Below are 17,983 nucleotides of genomic sequence, written 5' to 3' on the forward strand. Positions count from 1 at the left end.
AAATTTACCAATAAAAAAGCAGGGTATCATTTTACCCTGCCGCTATTTCTTATAATATTAGCCAAATTATGTGTAATTATAGCGGTTAAGCCCCATATTACCCAATTTTCGTATTGATAAATTGGGATTTGAGATTTCCCTTTTCTCCAATTATATCCATTGTTAACTTTTAACATTTCAAAGGGGAAATCCTCCCTAATATCAGGCAGTACATCCATTTTATAGATATATGGTTCATTTTCGAGAAAGAATTCCAACGGTACATAAAAGATTTCTTGTACTTCATCTTTGCTGAATTTTGATTCATCAATACGCTCATAAGGGATCGTTCCTAAGAATGGATACATGGTAAAATTACTATACGTATATAAAACATCCAGTTCCGAAATGATTTTGATATCCTTTCTTTTCAGGCCTAATTCTTCACAAGTCTCGCGAATGGCACACTGTTTTTTTGTTTCCCCTTTTTCTACGGCACCGCCCGGAAAGCATACCTCACCCGGCTGTCTTCTTAATCCCGCCGACCTTACTTCGTAGAGAAGAAATAGATCCCCGTCCTTTTCTACAAGGGGAGCCATCACAGAAAAATAGGAATAATCACCCCAAACTCCCGCTTTTCTTTCTTGAAATATTTGTTCGATTTCTTGTAATTGCAATTTTTCCACGTTCTATCTCCTTATATAAAGAAATCAATTCTGTTCTATCCTTCATTCACCTGTAACGCTTCTTCTCTCTTTTTATTTCTAATATTAAGATAAGAAGCAATTAAGATCAGAAAAATCCCTACATATGTATTCCACAATATTTTATCGCCCAAAAGAATAACTGCTATAAAAGGCGATATAGCCGGTTTAATAAAGAATGCGATGGACCCTGTGGTTGCATCTGAATTTTTAATGGCTGCAAAATAGAAATAATAGCCCATTCCGGTCACGAAAATACTGATATACAGAACCATTAAGAAATGGTCGGCAACTCCGGCAATAATAGGTTTTCCCATTATGATCATAATCACCAATAAAACAAGGGATCCAAAAATAAAACTGATGCTCGTCTGAGCCATAATGCCGATCTTTTTTACACTGATTTTTCCTGCTACGGTATATAGTCCAAATGTTACGGCCGCCAATATCATCATAAGGATTCCAAAAGGAGTATTCCCTTCCTGCAAACTCCAAGGCCGAATCATGAAGACAATGCCCAGTAATCCGAAGATCAATACGACCAGTTTATTCCGGTTAAAATGTTCATTTGCCATAAAGTGAGCAAATATGATAGTAAACAAAGGATTCGCCGAAATAAGCACAGAAGCCGTAGATGCATTGGAATGCATCACGCCGAATTGGAAGAACAACATGCTGACAGGGATGCAGAGGATGCCTACGTATAGTAAATACCCCAAATCCTTTAAATCTAACTTGGTATCGTTCTTTTTCATCTCATTTATAGCAAAAGGAAGCAGCAGGAGTCCTCCGATCATAAATCTCAGAAAGGTCAGCTGGAAGGAGTCCATGTTTCCTCCTGCAAGTTTTAAAGCAACTTCCATGGTGCCAAACAAAAATGCCGTTAAAAAAATATAAACTGCTACTTTCTTCATGTTCTTATTCCCTCTTTTTTAATTTCTATCCTGTATGCTCTGTATTACCATTTGTCAGAAAAATCACAATACACAGCCTACACTTGAAAAGCGACGGTGTGAAGCACCGCCGCTTTTTTTTCATATGTAAAAGTCAATCTATTAATTTAATGTTTCAAACTGATCAAAATCTACACCTTTTAATTCTTCTTTTTCAGCACTTAAGCTGACAATAAACTCAATATTGTATTTCTTTGAGATTCTATCCAATCTTTTAATAAACTCCGGAATGTTCTCTTCGCTGATATCTGCATGCTTTAGAATACTGTCAATGAAAACTGTCTCAATATCATGGTCAGCACTTATAATTCCATACAGGAACCCAATGTATTCATCGCTATTTGTAATGTGTTCAAATTCCTCCATACATACAACTCTAATTCTATACTTTAAGTCATACATCAATCGTTGATTTTTATTGATAAAAATCACACTACCATTGCTTTGTTCCACTTTTTCATTGGCCATGTCAATCATTGACTTTGTTTTGCCTGCACCCTTTTTACCGATTAATAACTTAACCATCGTAACCGCCTCCTCTTTCCGCTATGCAATATCTGCATCCTCTAGAACTTAGATTATGACATAGTCTATATATAGGCTATGTTTCGATAAACTCTAAAGCCGTTTACATATGAACTAAAGAGTTCATCAGTGGAGCTTATTATTATAGTTCGTTTTTGTCATTATACACTATTAGTCACGCTTAATCAAGCTAAATCATTGTCATTTCCTACAAGGAATCCTCGGAATTTGTCAGTCGCAATTGCCCGCAAGCTGCGTTAATGTCGCTGCCTAATTCCCGCCTTACAGTAGTCGGTATGCCAAGCTGTTCCAGCCTGTCTTTAAACAGCTGGGCTTCTTTTCTTGAAGATCCTTTCAATCCCGTTTCCTGTACGTTGTTTAACGGGATCAAATTGACATGGCAAAGCATGCCTTTCAACATTTTTGCCAGTTCTTCCGCATGTTTGGATTGGTCGTTGACACCGGAGACCAGTGCATATTCAAAGGTGACTCTTCTCCCTGTTTTCTTCGTGTAATCGCGGCAAGCCTCCAATAACATGGAAGTATTATAGGTTTTATTGACCGGCATGGTTTGATTTCTGATTTCATCATTCGGTGCATGCAACGAAATCGCTAGATTAACCTGTGGGAAATCCGCGGCAAAATCAGCGATCTTCGGTAAGATTCCACAGGTGGAAACCGTGATATTGCGCATTCCTATATTTAGTCCTTCTTTGCTGTTTACCAAATAAATAAACTTCGATAAATTTTCGTAATTGTCAAAAGGCTCCCCAGTTCCCATCACGACGATATGGCTGATTTTTTCGCCTGTATCCCGCTGCACGCAAAGAATCTGGTCCATAATTTCTCCCGCTGTCAGATTTCTCTTTAGTCCTCCTATAGTCGATGCGCAGAACTCACAGCCCATTCGGCATCCGGCTTGAGAAGAAAGACAAATCGAATTGCCGAATTTATATTTCATAAACACGCTTTCGATTTTATTTCCATCTTGCAGCCCAAATAAATACTTTTTGGTCTCATCCGTTTTGGAATGCTGTACCTGCAATAACTCCAAGCATTCGATGGTTGCAGATTCCTCCAGTTTCTCCCGTAGTCCTTTGGACAAATCCGTCATGTCTTGAAAACTGCAAACACCCCGATAAATCCACTGATAGATTTGCTTGGCTCTGAATTTCTTTTCACCAAGGCTTTCCAAATAGTTTTCCAGTTCCTTTAAGGTACAATTTTTTAAATTCGTTTTATTTGTCATTTCATTCTCCATCGATTAAACGTATAAAGCATGGTCCCTTTCACTGATCGCCAAAAGAACCATGCTTCGTTTTTTAGATTTTTTCTACATCTATACCTGTTTTATGACCGTTTAAATCATATTCTGTTAAGCCGTCTTTTTCTGCCAGCTCTACCGCTAAGGTTTCGCTCATGATGTAATCTTTATGAGCAGATACCGCTGTTTGAACCGCATCATCGGCACTGATATAGATTCGGATATTGTCCATCATTTCAAAGTCTTTCTGTTTTCTAAGCTGCTGAACCTTTGAAATCAACTCTCTTGCCAGACCTTCATCAATTAATTCCTGATTGATGGTCGTGTCTAAAATAGTAAAGATGTTATTTTCCATCGCTACGGAGAAGCCCTCTTTCGCACTGATTTTAATCTCTACCAAATCCTTTGTTACCGTGAAATCTTCACCGTCCAGTTTAATGACAGCTTCTCCCGCAGATTCTAGCTTAGCAACCAATTCTGCCGGATTCTCCTGTGCCAGAGCACCACCGAACGCTTTGATCTTACCGCCCAATATCGGACCTGCCACCTTAAAGTTTGGTTTTAAGCTATAATCCATGAACTTCTCTAAAGCGGTTTCAAAGACAACCTTCTTTACGTTCAGTTCTTCCATGATTAACGGCGTTAAATCTCCGATTAGTGCCTCATATTTACCATCCACAAGGATCTCGCTAAGGGGCTGTCTTACCTTTAGCTTTTCCTTTTCTCTTGTTCCTCTTCCGAGAGCTACCAAGGTTCTTACAAGATCCATTCTTTCCTCTACATTTCTGTCTATCAACGCTTCATTTGCGTTCGGGAAGAATGAAATATGAACGGATTCTTTTCCGGTAAGCTTTGTATAAATTTCGTCTGCAATAAATGGTGCAAACGGTGCGATAAGCTGTGAAACGCCAACCAATACTTCATACGTCGTAGCGTATACACTTTTCTTATCTTCTGTCATCTCGTCGCCCCAGAATCTTCTTCTGGCACGTCGGATATACCAATTGGATAAATCTTCGGATACAAAATCCTGAATCTTTCGAACCGTCTTCATATGGTCATAGCGATTCATTTCTTCCGTCACATCCAGCACTAATTGATTGTATTTAGAAATAATCCATCGGTCGAGTTCCGGTCTCTTTGCATAGTCCACCGTCAATTCACTAGGATTGATTTGGTCTTGATTGGAATATAATACAAAGAAGTTATATACGTTTTTCAATGTTCCAAAGAATTTACTTACAACCTCGATCAGACCATCCTCGTCAAACTTTGTAGGCGACCAAGCCGGCGACACATAAAGCAGGTACCATCTGGTCGCATCCGCACCATATTTATCAAACAGGGCAAAAGGATCGACTGTATTTCCTTTGGACTTACTCATTTTCTTTCCTTCTTTATCAAGGATCAGGTCATTTACCAGTACATTTCTGTAAGGTGCCTTTCCCTTAATGAACGTAGAAATCGCAAGTAAGGAGTAGAACCAGCCTCTGGTCTGATCAATTCCTTCACAGATAAAGTCTGCCGGAAATAACTCCGTATCAAACTTTTCTTTATTTTCAAACGGATAATGGTGCTGTGCAAACGGCATCGCTCCTGAGTCAAACCAGCAGTCCATTACTTCAGGAATTCTTGACATGGTCTTTCCGCAATGCGGACAAGTCAAATGCACATCATCTACATAAGGTCTGTGCAACTCTATTTCCATGGTAATATCTTCTTGCGCCTTTTCAACCAGCTCTTTTCTGCTGCCGATGCACTCCAGGTGACCGCATTCGCATCGCCAAATAGGAATTGGCGTACCCCAATACCGATTTCTGGAAATTGCCCAGTCATTTACATTCTCAAGCCAGTTTCCAAATCTCTTTTCCCCTACAAAATCAGGGAACCAATTCACGGTCTTATTATTCTCAACTAGCTCGTCCTTCAATTTAGTCATTTGAATATACCAGCTTGGCTTTGCATAATAAATCAACGGAGTACTGCATCTCCAGCAATGCGGATAGTTATGCTCCATCTTTTCCTTTGCAAAAATCTTGTCTTCAGCGGCAAGCCACTTAATAATATCAATGTCCAATCCGTCTTCCATGACGAAACGTCCAGCCCAAGGGGTCTCCGTATATTTGCCCTGTTCATCCACCGGATTGATAACCGGAAGATTATATCTCCTGCCGGTCTGATAGTCATCTTCACCAAATGCAGGCGCAGTATGAACGATACCGGTACCATCTTCGATGGTTACATAATCTGCACAAGTTACGAAAAATGCTTTTTTGTCCGGCTGAATAAACGGCATTAATTGTTCGTATTCAAGGAACTCAAGAGATTTGCCCTTCATTTCTTCCAGAACGTCATACGTTTCTGCACCTAAAACCTTATCTGCAAGAGACTTTGCCAGATAAAAGACGCTGCCTGCTTCCGAGACATCCTCATGCATCTTAACCTTCACATAATCTACATTCGGTCCTACTGTCAATGCAACGTTGGAGGCCAAAGTCCAAGGAGTAGTAGTCCATGCAAGAAAATACTCATTTGCATCTACTCTCTTAAACTTAGCGGTAATCGTCGCAACTTTTACTTCTTTATAGCCTTGAGCTACTTCATGAGAAGCCAGTCCGGTTCCGCAGCGCGGGCAATAAGGCAAAATCTTATGGCCTTCATAAATCATACCGGCTTTAAAGAACTCTCTTAAAATCCACCATCCGGTTTCGATAAAATTATTGTCCAGCGTAATATAAGGATGATCTAAATCGATCAGATATCCCATTCTTTCCGTCATCTCTCTCCACATACCTTCGTACGTGAATACGGATTCTCTGCACTTTTCGTTAAACTCTTTGATACCATATTTTTCAATATCTTGCTTTCCTGACATATGAAGCTGCTTTTCTACTTCAATTTCAACAGGAAGTCCGTGCGTATCCCATCCGGCCTTTCTTTTTACGGCATAGCCCTGCATGGTTTTGTAACGGCAAACAGAATCCTTTAACGTTCTGGCAATAACATGATGTATTCCGGGTCTTCCGTTTGCAGTTGGAGGTCCTTCATAAAATACAAAGGAAGGCATACCTTCTCTTGTAGTAACGCACTTCTCAAGCAAATTTTCTTCTTCCCAAGCTTTCGCTTGATCTTTTTGCAGTTCAGCAATTGGTTTTTCAGATAAATTTTCAAACATACTACTGATTTCCTTTCTACATAAAAAGTGGCTTCGCCACTCCGTTAGGAAAGTCTACCAATCTCCCCTAACAGATAAAAAAATCCCCAATTCGCAGCAGCGAATTAGGGACGATCATTATAACCGCGGTACCACCCTATTTGCAAAGAACTGTTTACAATACATCGGTTCTCTGCCTCTTCATGTGTGATTAGGCTCCGGAGTGATATTCAAATCTGCTTCACCGGTGAATTCTCAGCTTTATTCACCTCTCTGTAAGGATATTTACACAGTTCTACTGGGTTCCATCATGGCCTATAAATATTAAATTTACATTTTTAACCAACTTATAATGGAAAGTTAAATTAATTAGTAAATCGCTTCTTTCTACTTAAGAATTGGTTGTTAAAAAGGATACGCAATATACTGCATATCCTTTTTAATTCTATACACTTAAATTATTAATGTCAAGGTATTATTGTTGTTTTCTGTTTAAAAATATTCACGATTTTTTAGCGTGAACCGATTCACTTCTTCCTTGAGCGTAGAAGCTTGCCCCGATAATTCCTCACTTGCCGCAGCACTTTCTTCTGCCGTTGCAGAATTGGATTGAACAACAGACGACACTTGGTCCAATCCGATCGTGATTTGATTAATCGAATCCGCTTGTTCTTTGAATGCGTTGGAGATGTCATCAATGACCGTGATGACATCTCCGGCATTTTCAACCACAGATTTAATGGCGATTGCAGTCTGTTCTGCGATAAGACTTCCTTCCGAAACTGCTCTTACCGTTTCTTCAATCAACATCGTTGTATTCTTTGCAGCTTCTGCTGATTTTCCGGCCAAATTTCGCACTTCATCTGCTACTACAGCAAATCCTTTGCCCGCGGTTCCTGCTCTGGCTGCTTCTACAGCAGCATTCAATGCAAGGATATTGGTTTGAAAAGCGATATCCTCAATGGACTTAATGATCTTGCTGATTTCCTTCGACTTGTTAGAAATATCCTCCATGGCCGTCATCATATGGTTCATTTGCTCATTACTTTGCTGCAAATCTTCCCCAACTCGTGTTGTTTTTTTATTTGCTGTAATAGCATGTTCGGCATTCGCTTTCACTTTTTCCGCTATTTGATTTACTGCGGCTGCAAGCTCCTCAATAGAGCTTGCCTGTTCAATGGCTCCCTGAGCAAGAGCCTGTGACCCTGTAGAAACTTGCTCTGCTCCTATATCCACTTGATCCGCAGATGTTTTAATCGTATGTAAGGTCTGGCTTAATTTCAAAACAATGTTCATCATAGAGGTCTCTATTTGTTTAAATATACCTACATATTCAGCTGTTGAGTTCAAATCAAAGTTGCCTTTTGACATTTCGTCTAAGGCCCTTGACGTATCCGTGATGACATCCTTCGTTCTCATTATCATGGTCCTCATGCTGTCCGCCAGATTTCCGATTTCATCTTGACTGGAATAGGTTATTTCATAGTCGAAGTTTCCTTCTGCAAGCTCTTTGGCTGCTGCCTCTACTTCTCGGATAGGCTTTGTAATTTTTCCGGCTAAAACCATCATAATAAAAGCTGCTGCGAGTAATGCAGCCAACGCAATGCCAACGCAAACTGCAAGGGCCTCATAAGAATATTTCATAAATTCGGATTTTTCTACATTGACACAAATAGACCAGCCATCCGTTCCTTCAATAGGACAGAAAGCAGCAAGCTTATCCGCTCCTTGGAAAATATATTCCCCAAAGCAAGCTTTTCCTTTCATCGCTTGTTCTGCTAAGCCGGCTAAATCACTAAGCGTACTATCGGACTTACTCATATTTATAATATTTGAGGCTGAGTTTACCAGCGATTCATCTTGATGGGCAAGGAATGTACTGTTTTTATCGATGATATAAGAATCTCCTGTCTCCCCGACAGAAATAGTGCCTGTAATATCCGATAAAAATTGTCCGTCCAGAATCACATAAACTACACCGACAACACGGGAATTAAAGACCCCTTTATCCCAGAGCGGTGCCGAAACATACATCATCGTTCCCGAACCGTCTTCTTTTAGTTCAGGAGATGAATAAAAGGTTTCACCGTCCAGAGACTTCTTAAAAAATTCTTTATCTCCTACATATTTTCCTTCCAGATCTACTCCGGAAAAATTAACAACAGAAAATCTTACTGCTTTATACTTCTCCGCCTTACTGTCCAAAATTTGTCTCTTTTCTTCATAGGTAGCATTCATATCGGTAAATAAAATATTTGTTCCAATCTCATTGAGGATGTTTTTTGATACATTCATTCTATTCTGCATTGCCAGAGCAGCGGTCTTAGAAGTTTCTTCTAAGATTGCCCTTACGGTTGATTCAGTACCTTTGATACTTAAAATCCCAAATACAGCTGATACTGTTCCGAGTGACAAAAGTAATACAGCTAAAACGACAACTAATATTTTTGTTTTAATACTTCTAAAACTCATACCCCTACCCTCTTTTCTATAAATAGTTACATTAACATCCTATTTACAATTATACAACTATTTACAAAAATGTCCATAATTTAACACTATATTCGACTTATTTGTCCTTATTTCTGTCATATTTTGTAGATTTTTGTTTAATTTTTATTCTTTTTTGAGACTTACCGCAAAGTAATTCTTTCAATACCGCAACTATTGAAGGTTCTAAACAATCTGCTTCAAACATCATTCGTTTCTGTATTTTATGAAAAATGACGGCAAACAAAAGACCCTTCAATGTTTCATCAACATCGGAGAGTCTCAAAATATAGATGCCTAATTAAGTTTTACTTCCAGTTCGGCAAACTCCACCCTGTTCGCTAAATACCGGATTATTGAGGATTACCAGAAAAGATCTCTTCAATAGTAGTAAAAATCACATCTCTGGAATATCCCAAGCTTTCCAATCTTCTGCCAACCTTTGCTTTCACTTTTTGCATTTCTTTATATTTTAGCATTTTCTTATTAAAGTCATTATCCAGGTCATCATCGCAATCCGTTGAAAATTTTAATTTCGTATTGCCCAATATCTTTACAGCTTCAGCATAAGCACGTTTTCTTTCATTTTGTCCCGTTAAGCTTTCAGAGCTGCACAGCAAATCCTCTAATAGGTCTTTATCAATCCCCTTTTCCTTCAGCTCATGCTTTATTTTTGCACGGCCCTTTCCTTTTGAAACCGCATATTCCATATACTTTTCCACATAAGCAGCATCGTCTAAGTACTTCATATCGAATAAATAGGTGACCGCTTTTTCGATTTCTTCTTTATCGTATCCCTTTTCCGATAAATGCAATCGGATCTCCTGGCAGGTTCTATCCCTGTGAGCCAAATATTTTAATGCTGCATCAATGGCATCTTTTTTCTTTTTAACGCAATCTTCATCCATTTTCCTCCTCCTTTTCTCCCGTTAAGCTCACGCCGATTACCCCTATTATGATTAGAATCGTACAAATCACGTGATATACTTTCAACGATTCATTCAGTACTACGACTCCTGCTACAATGGAAATGGCAGTAGATAGATTCCCAAATATCGTTGCCTTCACTGCCGGCATATTCGCTAACATATAACTCATAAAAAGTGCCGTAACCGTTGTACAAGCAATGCCTAAATAGGCAGTGGCCAGTACAAAGCTGCCATGAGATAAAGGTGCAAAATATTCACTGAGATTTTCGTTTTTAATCCCTGATACGATAGTCGCCAAATTAAAAACCAGACAACCGCCAAGTGTAATCATAAATGAAATTTCTATTGGCGTATATTGACTTCTGACGTATCTCATATAGACATTACTGATTGCCATACTTAAACTCGAAATCAGCAATAATAAAATACCGACAACATTGGCATTGATTTCACCTGCACCCATTACAATCATAAGAATCAGCGCACCTACACAAAGACATACGAAGAAATTTTGTAGTGCGGTCGATTTTTCCTTTAATACTCCGGCAGCAATGATTTTCACAAGGATAGGAACAATCGCAAAAATAATCCCGCTTTCAATGGTAGAAACAAATATAAGTCCTACTGTTTGAAAAATCATAAACGCTATGTAAAAACCTGAAGTAATTAAGATATTCTTTTTTGCTTTTCCGCGAATAGTCACCTTTGACCATCCAAAGGCTAGAATAACCAGTGCTCCTAAAAATGCAAAATTATATCGAAAAGTCAATAACTGAAGAGTCGTTGAAACTTGTATCGCTGTCTTTACTCCTATAAAAGAAAATCCCACTAACGTGGAAAATAAAATGGCAATGCCATATACTTTTAAAGCCTCTTTATCCATAATTCTTCCTTCTTTTGCGTACAAAAAGCACCTGCTATTTGAGTACCTATTGCTGATTCTTTGGAAAAATCAAGCGAATGTACCCAAATCCCATCAATGTGTTCCGTCAATTTCAATTGCTCATCCACAACGGAAAAAGTTGAAAATCCTTGGTCTGCGAATCCTTTCCCCGTATATTTTACATAAGCTTCCTTTCGGCACCACACGTCAAAAAATCCGATTTCTCCAAATTCATGAATATATTCCTGTTCAAGCTTTGTAAAAAAACGCTTTGCTACAGCATGACGGTTTACGGTTCTTCTCTTTTGCACATCCACACCAACCGGATAATCTGCCATCAGACAAACCCATAACTGTTCTGTGTGGCTTACGGAAAATTCTACATTATATTCCTTAAAAAACGGTTTGCCTTTGTGTCCTCTCAAGATCACCGTATCGGCAATATCCATTTGCACCTTTTCATCTATCGGTTGGGGATTGCCGATTTTCAGATAGTCGTTTAAGGCCCGGCCAATTAACCGTTCCCCTTCTTTATTTTTATGTTTTTCTTCTTGACAGTAATACAAGATCATATGATATCCTCTCTATTTTGATATTCTTTTATTTTATCAAACCAAAACAAAAAGCGCCATCTATTCTCATGAATAGCTGGCACCTTTTCTTCTGCTTATTTGAGCTTTGCCTCCACACTTCATTTAAATAGGAGGTTTTTTCTATGTATATCGAATAAAATAGACCTTATTTCTGCTCCTCTAATCTGGCTAAAATTCGCTGATACCCATCTGCTCCATAAACTAAACATTTATTAATTCTGCTGATGGTAGCTGTACTAGCTTTCGTGATTTCTTCAATCTCACTGTAAGTTTTCTTTTCGGATAACAATTTAGCCACCTGCAATCGTTGGGCAATGGCATGGATTTCATTAATTGTACAGATATCCTCAAAAAATCTATAACAATCCTCTTCATCCTGTAATGTTAATATTGCCTTAAAAAGCTCATCGATATCCTCACGTTTAAACTTTGATTCATATGCCATTGTATTGCTCCTTTCGAACACTTTAACACTTCGCAGTACGATTATAGCACCACATGGCTTTTATAGTCAATTACAAATTTTGCAGTTCCATGTGGCGCCTTATCAATGAAATTATTTTCGCAGTAATTCAATTGCTTTTTCCAGCTGGGTATCGGTTTTATCATTCTCCGTCATTTCTACCACATAATCCGGTTTTACACCAACCCCTTGGATGACATTCCCGTTCGGTGAAAAATATTGAGCAATCGTTATCTTCACCGCATCTCCTTCTTTCAAAGGTGCCATGGACTGAATCACACCTTTGCCGAAAGAAGTAGTTCCAACTATTTTGCCGCCCTTCTCATCCTTAATACTTGCTGCTACGATTTCTGAAGTACTTGCTGTTCCTCCGTTAATCAACAATACATAAGGAAGATTCGTTTTTCCTGTTGTTGATTTCATGTAGGATCGTTCTTCTGTTTTTCCTTCCGTATACGCGATCACCCCTTCATCCAATAACATATCCGCTATTTTCACGCCGCTTTCTACAACTCCGCCGCCGTTATTTCTTAAGTCAATAATTAATCCATCTACACCTTTCATCTCAAGATTGCGTAATTCCTTTTCAAAGTCATCAGCGGTTCCCGTTTCAAAACTATTGATGTAGATATATCCAATATTATTCTCTAAAGTCTTTGCATAAACAGAATCTAAGGTTATATTTGCTCTCGTTATCACAACATCTTTATTTTCGCCGTTTCGAGAATAGGTTACGTTTACTTTCGTGCCCGCATCGCCTCGCATATTGGCAACAGCGGTATCCAAATTACTGCCTGCATATTCCACACCGTCTACTGCTAAAATCAGATCGCCTGCTTTCATCCCCGCATGTTCAGCCGGACTATCCTTAATGACCGATACAACAACAATATAGCCGTTTTTATCGATCCCCATCGTCACACCGATTCCTTGCAACTTACCGGTGGTCTTTATGACTAAGTTATCGTATTCTTCTTTTGTCATATAGTTTGTATAAGGATCCCCTGTACCCCAAAACAAACCGGAGTACATGCCTTGTTTTAACTTTTCCTCATCCAAATCCTTATAATAGTATTTGCTAAGGGTGTTATATAACGAATCTAACTTACCATATCGTGCCGATAAAGTTTGATAGTAGCTGTAATCATTGGCCGATAATGTCACATTTTTATCGAGTATCACGTTGTTTACTACAAAGTACCCGCCTGCGCCGATACTGGTTCCGATCAAAGCCGTTATTATTATCAATATGATAAAATTTTTCTTACTAATTTGAATCATTTATCCCCTCCGCTAAATCACATCGGATATCATTCACAATAAACTGTATTTTTCGTTGTCCGTTCCACTCCTGAATGTCCAGACTCCCCATTAATAATACAGGATTATCTCCCATAATTAAACTGAAATATTCTTTTGCTCGATTAAAAAACACGCAAGGCAGAACAGAACCATCCGTACATACTGCCGAAAAACGAACATGATTTTTATCGGTTCCCATCCATTGAGAGTACATTAATTTAACATTTTTAAGACCTATAAGAGGTTTTTCGTTGGAATTTCCAAAAGGAGCTAACCGGTTTAATTCACAAATCAATTCCATGGTAATTTCTCTTCCTTCCAGAAAAAGATCCACCTCTGTTTCGTCCTCGAAGATGGAGCCATCTTCTTCAAACATTTTGCGAATGTAATTCGATATAACCTCTCTAAAAATTGTGAGATTCTCCTCTTTCATCAACAACCCGCATGCTCCGGCATGACCGCCGAATTTTTCAAATAAATCCTCCTGCTCCTTTAGAATAGTATACAAATTAATATTTTTTATACTTCTGCCGGTTCCTTTTAAATATCCGTCTCCCGAAGGGGTCAAAATAATCGTCGGCTTATGATATTTATCCTTTATTTTTCCTGCCACAATCCCAGAAATTCCCTCGTGCGCGGCGGGGCAATGGATGATAAAAAATAAATCTTCCAAATGACTTTCCCTCACGATCTTTTCGCACTCTTCAAACGTCTCTTCTTGAACTCTTTTCCTTGCCCTGTTATTCTCAATGAGCTGCAAAACAATTGTTGAAATGGTTTTAGGCTGCCTTTCCGTCATTAATTCCACGCCGATTTTTGCATCTAACATACGACCGGCAGCGTTCAAATGAGGCACAATACCAAAAGCAATGTGATCGCTTTTTATCTGTTCTTTTTTCAACGAAATATCATCGATCAGCTTTTCCAATCCCGGTCTGCATCCTTCTTTTATCCGCTGCATGCCGTATTTCACAAGCGTTCGATTTTCATCTACTAAAGGTACGATATCACCAATGGTGCCTATTGCCACTAAGTCCAGCAAATCTGTCACGGTTTTCCTGGGCAGTCCCGCTTTTTTTTGGATTCCTTGGGCCAATTTAAAAGCCACACCGCATCCGGCCAAAAATTTAAAGGGATAATCGCAATCTGCCTGTTTAGGGTTTATCAACAGGCAATCTGCTTTTTTATCGGTAATACTATGATGGTCTGTTACAATCACCTGCATTCCTAAATTTTTTGCATACTCTACCTCATCGTAAGAGACACTTCCGCAATCCACCGTTAAAATCAGATCAGTACCCAGCTCCTTGATAACCGTTATGGCTTCCCTGTTTAATCCATACCCTTCGTCAAATCGAGAAGGAATGTAATAAAATACATCTGCATTAAAATTCGATAAAAATTGCATCAAAATACTAATTGAAGTAACTCCATCGGCATCATAGTCCCCGTAAATACATATTTTCCTGTTCTGTCGAATACAGGACAATATTAAATCCACTCCCGCTTCTAAATCCCGAAGCAGGAATGGATCATATGTTTTTTGAGGTTTATCCGACAAAAACTCCAGTATTTCAGATTCTTCTGTTACACTTCTTTTTCTCAGTAATTCCACTATTATCGGACTAATTTTATTCATTTTTCTCCATACCCAAGTTTCTATTATACCATACAAGCAACGTCGCCGTATGATTCAATGAACGCTTCCTTTCGGCAACGCCGAATTTCTAATTAATGCGTTCATTATACCATAAATCCCGTTTATATCTTTTGCCCATAAACTTCACGTGGTCATTTATGGTGAAATCGCCTCAGCCCATTTAAAAGCTCGTCAAGGGCAATTATACCATAAATCTCGTTTATATCTTTTGCCCATAAACTTCGCGTGGTCATTTATGGTGAAATAGCCTCAGCCCATTTAAAAGCTCGTCAAGGGCAATTATAACCAATCTCTTGGATTCTTATATTCACCATTTACACGAACTTCAAAATGCACATGCGGTCCGGTCGAATCACCTGTAGAGCCTGATTTTGAAATCGCCTGACCTCTCGAAACTACATCGCCTGTACTCACAAGCAGCTTGCTGTTATGAGCGTATAAAGTAACAATTCCACCGCCATGGTCAATCATGACCATATACCCATAACTGTTGTTATAGGCCGCTTTGATGACTGTTCCCGGATTCGATGCGACAACAGTCGTACCGGTAGGTGCCGCAATATCCATACCTGTATGTAATTTCTTATAGCCCAATATCGGATGAAGTCGATAGCCAAATTCAGAACTAATTCGAGTCACTCCCGGTACAGGCCATGCCATAATGCCGCCGTTATACGTTGTGCCTTTGCTCTGCAGGGCCAAAATTTCCGCTTTGATTCGATTTGCTTCGGCATTCAAATTGTTCAGCTGTTCTTCTAATGCCTTATTATCCTTCGCAACTTCTGATTTCTTTTCCGTCACTTCTGATTTACTCGCGCTTAAAGATTGTTTCTGCGCTTCCTGATTCGATTGTTTTTGTTTCAGGTCAGCCTGCAATCCCAGCAAATACTGCTTTTGAGCATCAATGATTTGATGCTGTTCTTTCAGTACTTCCAAGACCTCTTTATCATTGTCATAAATCCTCTGCACTCGATCCATATTTGTCATTAAGTCGCTGATACCGCTTGAGCCAAGCAAGACATCAATAAATCCTACAGAGCCATTCTTATACATCGTACGAAGTCTTTTATTCAGATTGTCATTCTGCGTGTTCATATCCGCTTCAAGCTTCTCTAAGTCAGCCAATGCCTGACTAATTTTTGCTTGTGTTGCATCAATATCACCATCTAATGCATCAATTTGGGCCTGAGTAGAATTAATTTTACTTTCAAGGTTTTTAATCTCATTATTCAGCGAGTTTTCCATTTTTTTGCCGTTGTTCAGCTGACCTTTTGTATCTGTGATCTGGCTATTGAGATCGTTCAGCTTATCTTGAGAATTTGCTCCGTATGTTAATCCCAATGCGCCGAAAGATAATACAAGCACAAATATTAAAGTATATGATATTACTTTTTTCATATGTACGTTTCTCCCTCTTTACTTCTCTAATCCTAACCGGTTCCTTATGTGTCAAGAAATCTTCTCATCGAAATAATACTGCCGCAAGCACCGATGCTGATACCGATGGATAAAAAGATCAAAATCAAATTTGTCGTTAAAAAGCTGGTAGGCACCATCGGCGTGGAAAGAATCAAAAACAAATCCTGACCGATCAATTCTATAATCTTTGCGTAAACAAAAGCAACGATCCCAACAGACAGTCCGGCAGATATCAGCCCTATGAGGATACCTTCTATTAAGAAAGGGCCTCGGATAAACCAATTTGTCGCTCCAACATATTTCATGATACGGATTTCTCTTGATCTTGCCAAAACAGTTAACTTGATCGTATTTGAAACGACAATTACCGAGACAACAACTAAAAATACCATAATAATCAACGCTGCAATTTGTATGAAGTTTGTAATTCGTATTAATTTTTCAACGGTCTCTTTATAATATTTAACGCCTTCAATCCCTTCAAAGTTTTTTAAGGCGTTTACGACAGAATCCGACGTTTCTAAGCTCTCTACTGTCACTACGATTGCGTTAGGGAGCGGATTGCTTGTCAAGGAATCCAATAAATAGGCTTTGTCACCCCAATCGGAACGCCAATCTGCCAATGCCTCTTCCTTAGAAAGATAACCTGCATCGGAAACTCCACGTATACTCTTTATCTCATCGATCATAATATCGACCTGATCCTGAGTAGTTTCATCTAATAAATAAACCTGTACGGTATCGAAATCTTTTTTGGCGGTCTCCGCTGCCATATTGATATTAACAATTAAGACAAAGAATAAACCCAATATTAGAAGCATAGCAGTGATAGAAAAAACCGAAGCCAAACTCATGGTTCTATTTCTAAAGACTTGTATGAAAGCTTGTTTCATTGAATATTTTATGCTGTTAAACATGATTTTCGAAAATCCCCCCTTTGTACATACCCGTATGCTTTAGAGGCTCTTCCGATAGGCCGTAAGCACCCACGTCATCTCTGACAATTTTCCCCTTTTCAATGACAATAACTCTTTTCCCCATTCGATCTACGATATCTTTCGCATGGGTTACCATTACAATCGTGGTACCTCTCAGATTGATCTGTTCCAACAGACGCATAATTTCCCATGCCGTATCCGGGTCCAAGTTTCCGGTAGGCTCGTCCGCGATAAGAACCGTCGGATTATTGACAATAGCTCTCGCAATTGCTACTCTTTGCTGTTCTCCAGCCGACAGTTCATCCGGATATTTATTTGCCTTATTGCTTATTCCGACAAGACTAAGCACCTGTGGCACCTGTCTTCGAATCGCTCTGGAACTCATATGTATAATCTCCATCGCAAAAGCTACATTTTCATATACGGTCATCTTCGGAAGCAATCTGAAATCCTGAAATACGATTCCAGTGCTTCTTCGTAATTTCGGAATCTTTCTATTGGAAAGGTTCGTAATCTCATTTCCGTTTACTTTAATGCTTCCTGAATCCGCTTCTATTTCTTTTAAAATCAACTTGATGAAAGTGGATTTGCCGGCTCCGCTCGGACCAACTAAAAAAACAAAATCACCTTTATTTATTTTAACGTTTACATTGTCTAAGCCAATATTTGTCTTATATTGCTTACAAACGTTTTGAAAAACTATCATAGAGGAAACCTCCCTAGCTGC

General features: G+C 38.9%; 15 protein-coding genes. All 15 read right to left on the reverse strand.

Features of this window, described 5'->3' with window-relative positions; all coding sequences use genetic code 11:
- Window positions 1-26 precede the first annotated feature (26 nt).
- The 15 genes from JYB65_RS05760 to ftsE all read right to left on the reverse strand — a co-directional run bounded on the left by JYB65_RS05760 (window position 27) and on the right by ftsE (window position 17,962).
- Window positions 27-665 (reverse strand): NUDIX domain-containing protein, encoded by a 639-nt coding sequence (locus JYB65_RS05760; RefSeq protein WP_206581633.1) that lies wholly within the window; start codon window positions 663-665, stop codon window positions 27-29.
- A 35-nt stretch (window positions 666-700) separates the two neighbouring features.
- Window positions 701-1,597, reverse strand: coding sequence for a DMT family transporter (locus JYB65_RS05765; RefSeq protein ID WP_206581634.1), 897 nt, complete (start codon window positions 1,595-1,597; stop codon window positions 701-703).
- A 141-nt stretch (window positions 1,598-1,738) separates the two neighbouring features.
- Window positions 1,739-2,161, reverse strand: a complete 423-nt coding sequence (locus JYB65_RS05770; RefSeq protein ID WP_206581635.1) for a hypothetical protein — start codon at window positions 2,159-2,161, stop codon at window positions 1,739-1,741.
- Window positions 2,162-2,369: 208 nt separating this feature from the next.
- Entirely contained in the window at window positions 2,370-3,410 is a 1,041-nt protein-coding gene (rlmN, locus tag JYB65_RS05775; RefSeq protein ID WP_206581636.1) for a dual-specificity RNA methyltransferase RlmN, read from the reverse strand.
- 73 nt (window positions 3,411-3,483) lie between these two features.
- Window positions 3,484-6,600 (reverse strand): isoleucine--tRNA ligase, encoded by a 3,117-nt coding sequence (gene ileS / locus JYB65_RS05780; protein ID WP_206581637.1) that lies wholly within the window; start codon window positions 6,598-6,600, stop codon window positions 3,484-3,486.
- Window positions 6,601-7,071: 471 nt separating this feature from the next.
- Window positions 7,072-9,051: a methyl-accepting chemotaxis protein gene (locus JYB65_RS05785; RefSeq protein WP_206581638.1), complete on the reverse strand. Its 1,980-nt coding sequence runs from the start codon at window positions 9,049-9,051 to the stop codon at window positions 7,072-7,074.
- 371 nt (window positions 9,052-9,422) lie between these two features.
- The gene (locus JYB65_RS05790) at window positions 9,423-9,977 is read right to left on the reverse strand and encodes a regulatory protein RecX (RefSeq protein ID WP_206581639.1); all 555 of its coding nucleotides are present in this window, start codon (window positions 9,975-9,977) and stop codon (window positions 9,423-9,425) included.
- Window positions 9,970-10,881 (reverse strand): DMT family transporter, encoded by a 912-nt coding sequence (locus JYB65_RS05795; protein ID WP_206581640.1) that lies wholly within the window; start codon window positions 10,879-10,881, stop codon window positions 9,970-9,972. Before JYB65_RS05795 ends, JYB65_RS05790 begins: the two co-directional genes overlap by 8 nt.
- Window positions 10,863-11,453: a 4'-phosphopantetheinyl transferase family protein gene (locus JYB65_RS05800; protein WP_206581641.1), complete on the reverse strand. Its 591-nt coding sequence runs from the start codon at window positions 11,451-11,453 to the stop codon at window positions 10,863-10,865. Before JYB65_RS05800 ends, JYB65_RS05795 begins: the two co-directional genes overlap by 19 nt.
- 166 nt (window positions 11,454-11,619) lie before the next feature.
- Complete coding sequence (locus JYB65_RS05805) at window positions 11,620-11,919, reverse strand: YerC/YecD family TrpR-related protein (protein ID WP_206581642.1); 300 nt, start codon at window positions 11,917-11,919, stop codon at window positions 11,620-11,622.
- Between the two features lie 111 nt (window positions 11,920-12,030).
- The gene (locus JYB65_RS05810) at window positions 12,031-13,218 is read right to left on the reverse strand and encodes a S41 family peptidase (RefSeq protein WP_206581643.1); all 1,188 of its coding nucleotides are present in this window, start codon (window positions 13,216-13,218) and stop codon (window positions 12,031-12,033) included.
- Complete coding sequence (recJ, locus tag JYB65_RS05815) at window positions 13,205-14,878, reverse strand: single-stranded-DNA-specific exonuclease RecJ (protein WP_206581644.1); 1,674 nt, start codon at window positions 14,876-14,878, stop codon at window positions 13,205-13,207. The genes JYB65_RS05810 and recJ overlap by 14 nt, the downstream gene beginning before the upstream one ends.
- Before the next feature lie 300 nt (window positions 14,879-15,178).
- The gene (locus tag JYB65_RS05820) at window positions 15,179-16,297 is read right to left on the reverse strand and encodes a murein hydrolase activator EnvC family protein (protein WP_206581645.1); all 1,119 of its coding nucleotides are present in this window, start codon (window positions 16,295-16,297) and stop codon (window positions 15,179-15,181) included.
- A 44-nt stretch (window positions 16,298-16,341) separates the two neighbouring features.
- Complete coding sequence (ftsX, locus tag JYB65_RS05825) at window positions 16,342-17,235, reverse strand: permease-like cell division protein FtsX (RefSeq protein WP_206581646.1); 894 nt, start codon at window positions 17,233-17,235, stop codon at window positions 16,342-16,344.
- Window positions 17,228-17,962: a cell division ATP-binding protein FtsE gene (gene ftsE / locus JYB65_RS05830; RefSeq protein ID WP_206581647.1), complete on the reverse strand. Its 735-nt coding sequence runs from the start codon at window positions 17,960-17,962 to the stop codon at window positions 17,228-17,230. The genes ftsX and ftsE overlap by 8 nt, the downstream gene beginning before the upstream one ends.
- Window positions 17,963-17,983 lie beyond the last annotated feature (21 nt).

The organism is Clostridium aminobutyricum (genome assembly GCF_017255415.1).
Taxonomy (GTDB): Bacteria; Bacillota; Clostridia; order Peptostreptococcales; family Anaerovoracaceae; genus Aminipila; species Aminipila aminobutyrica.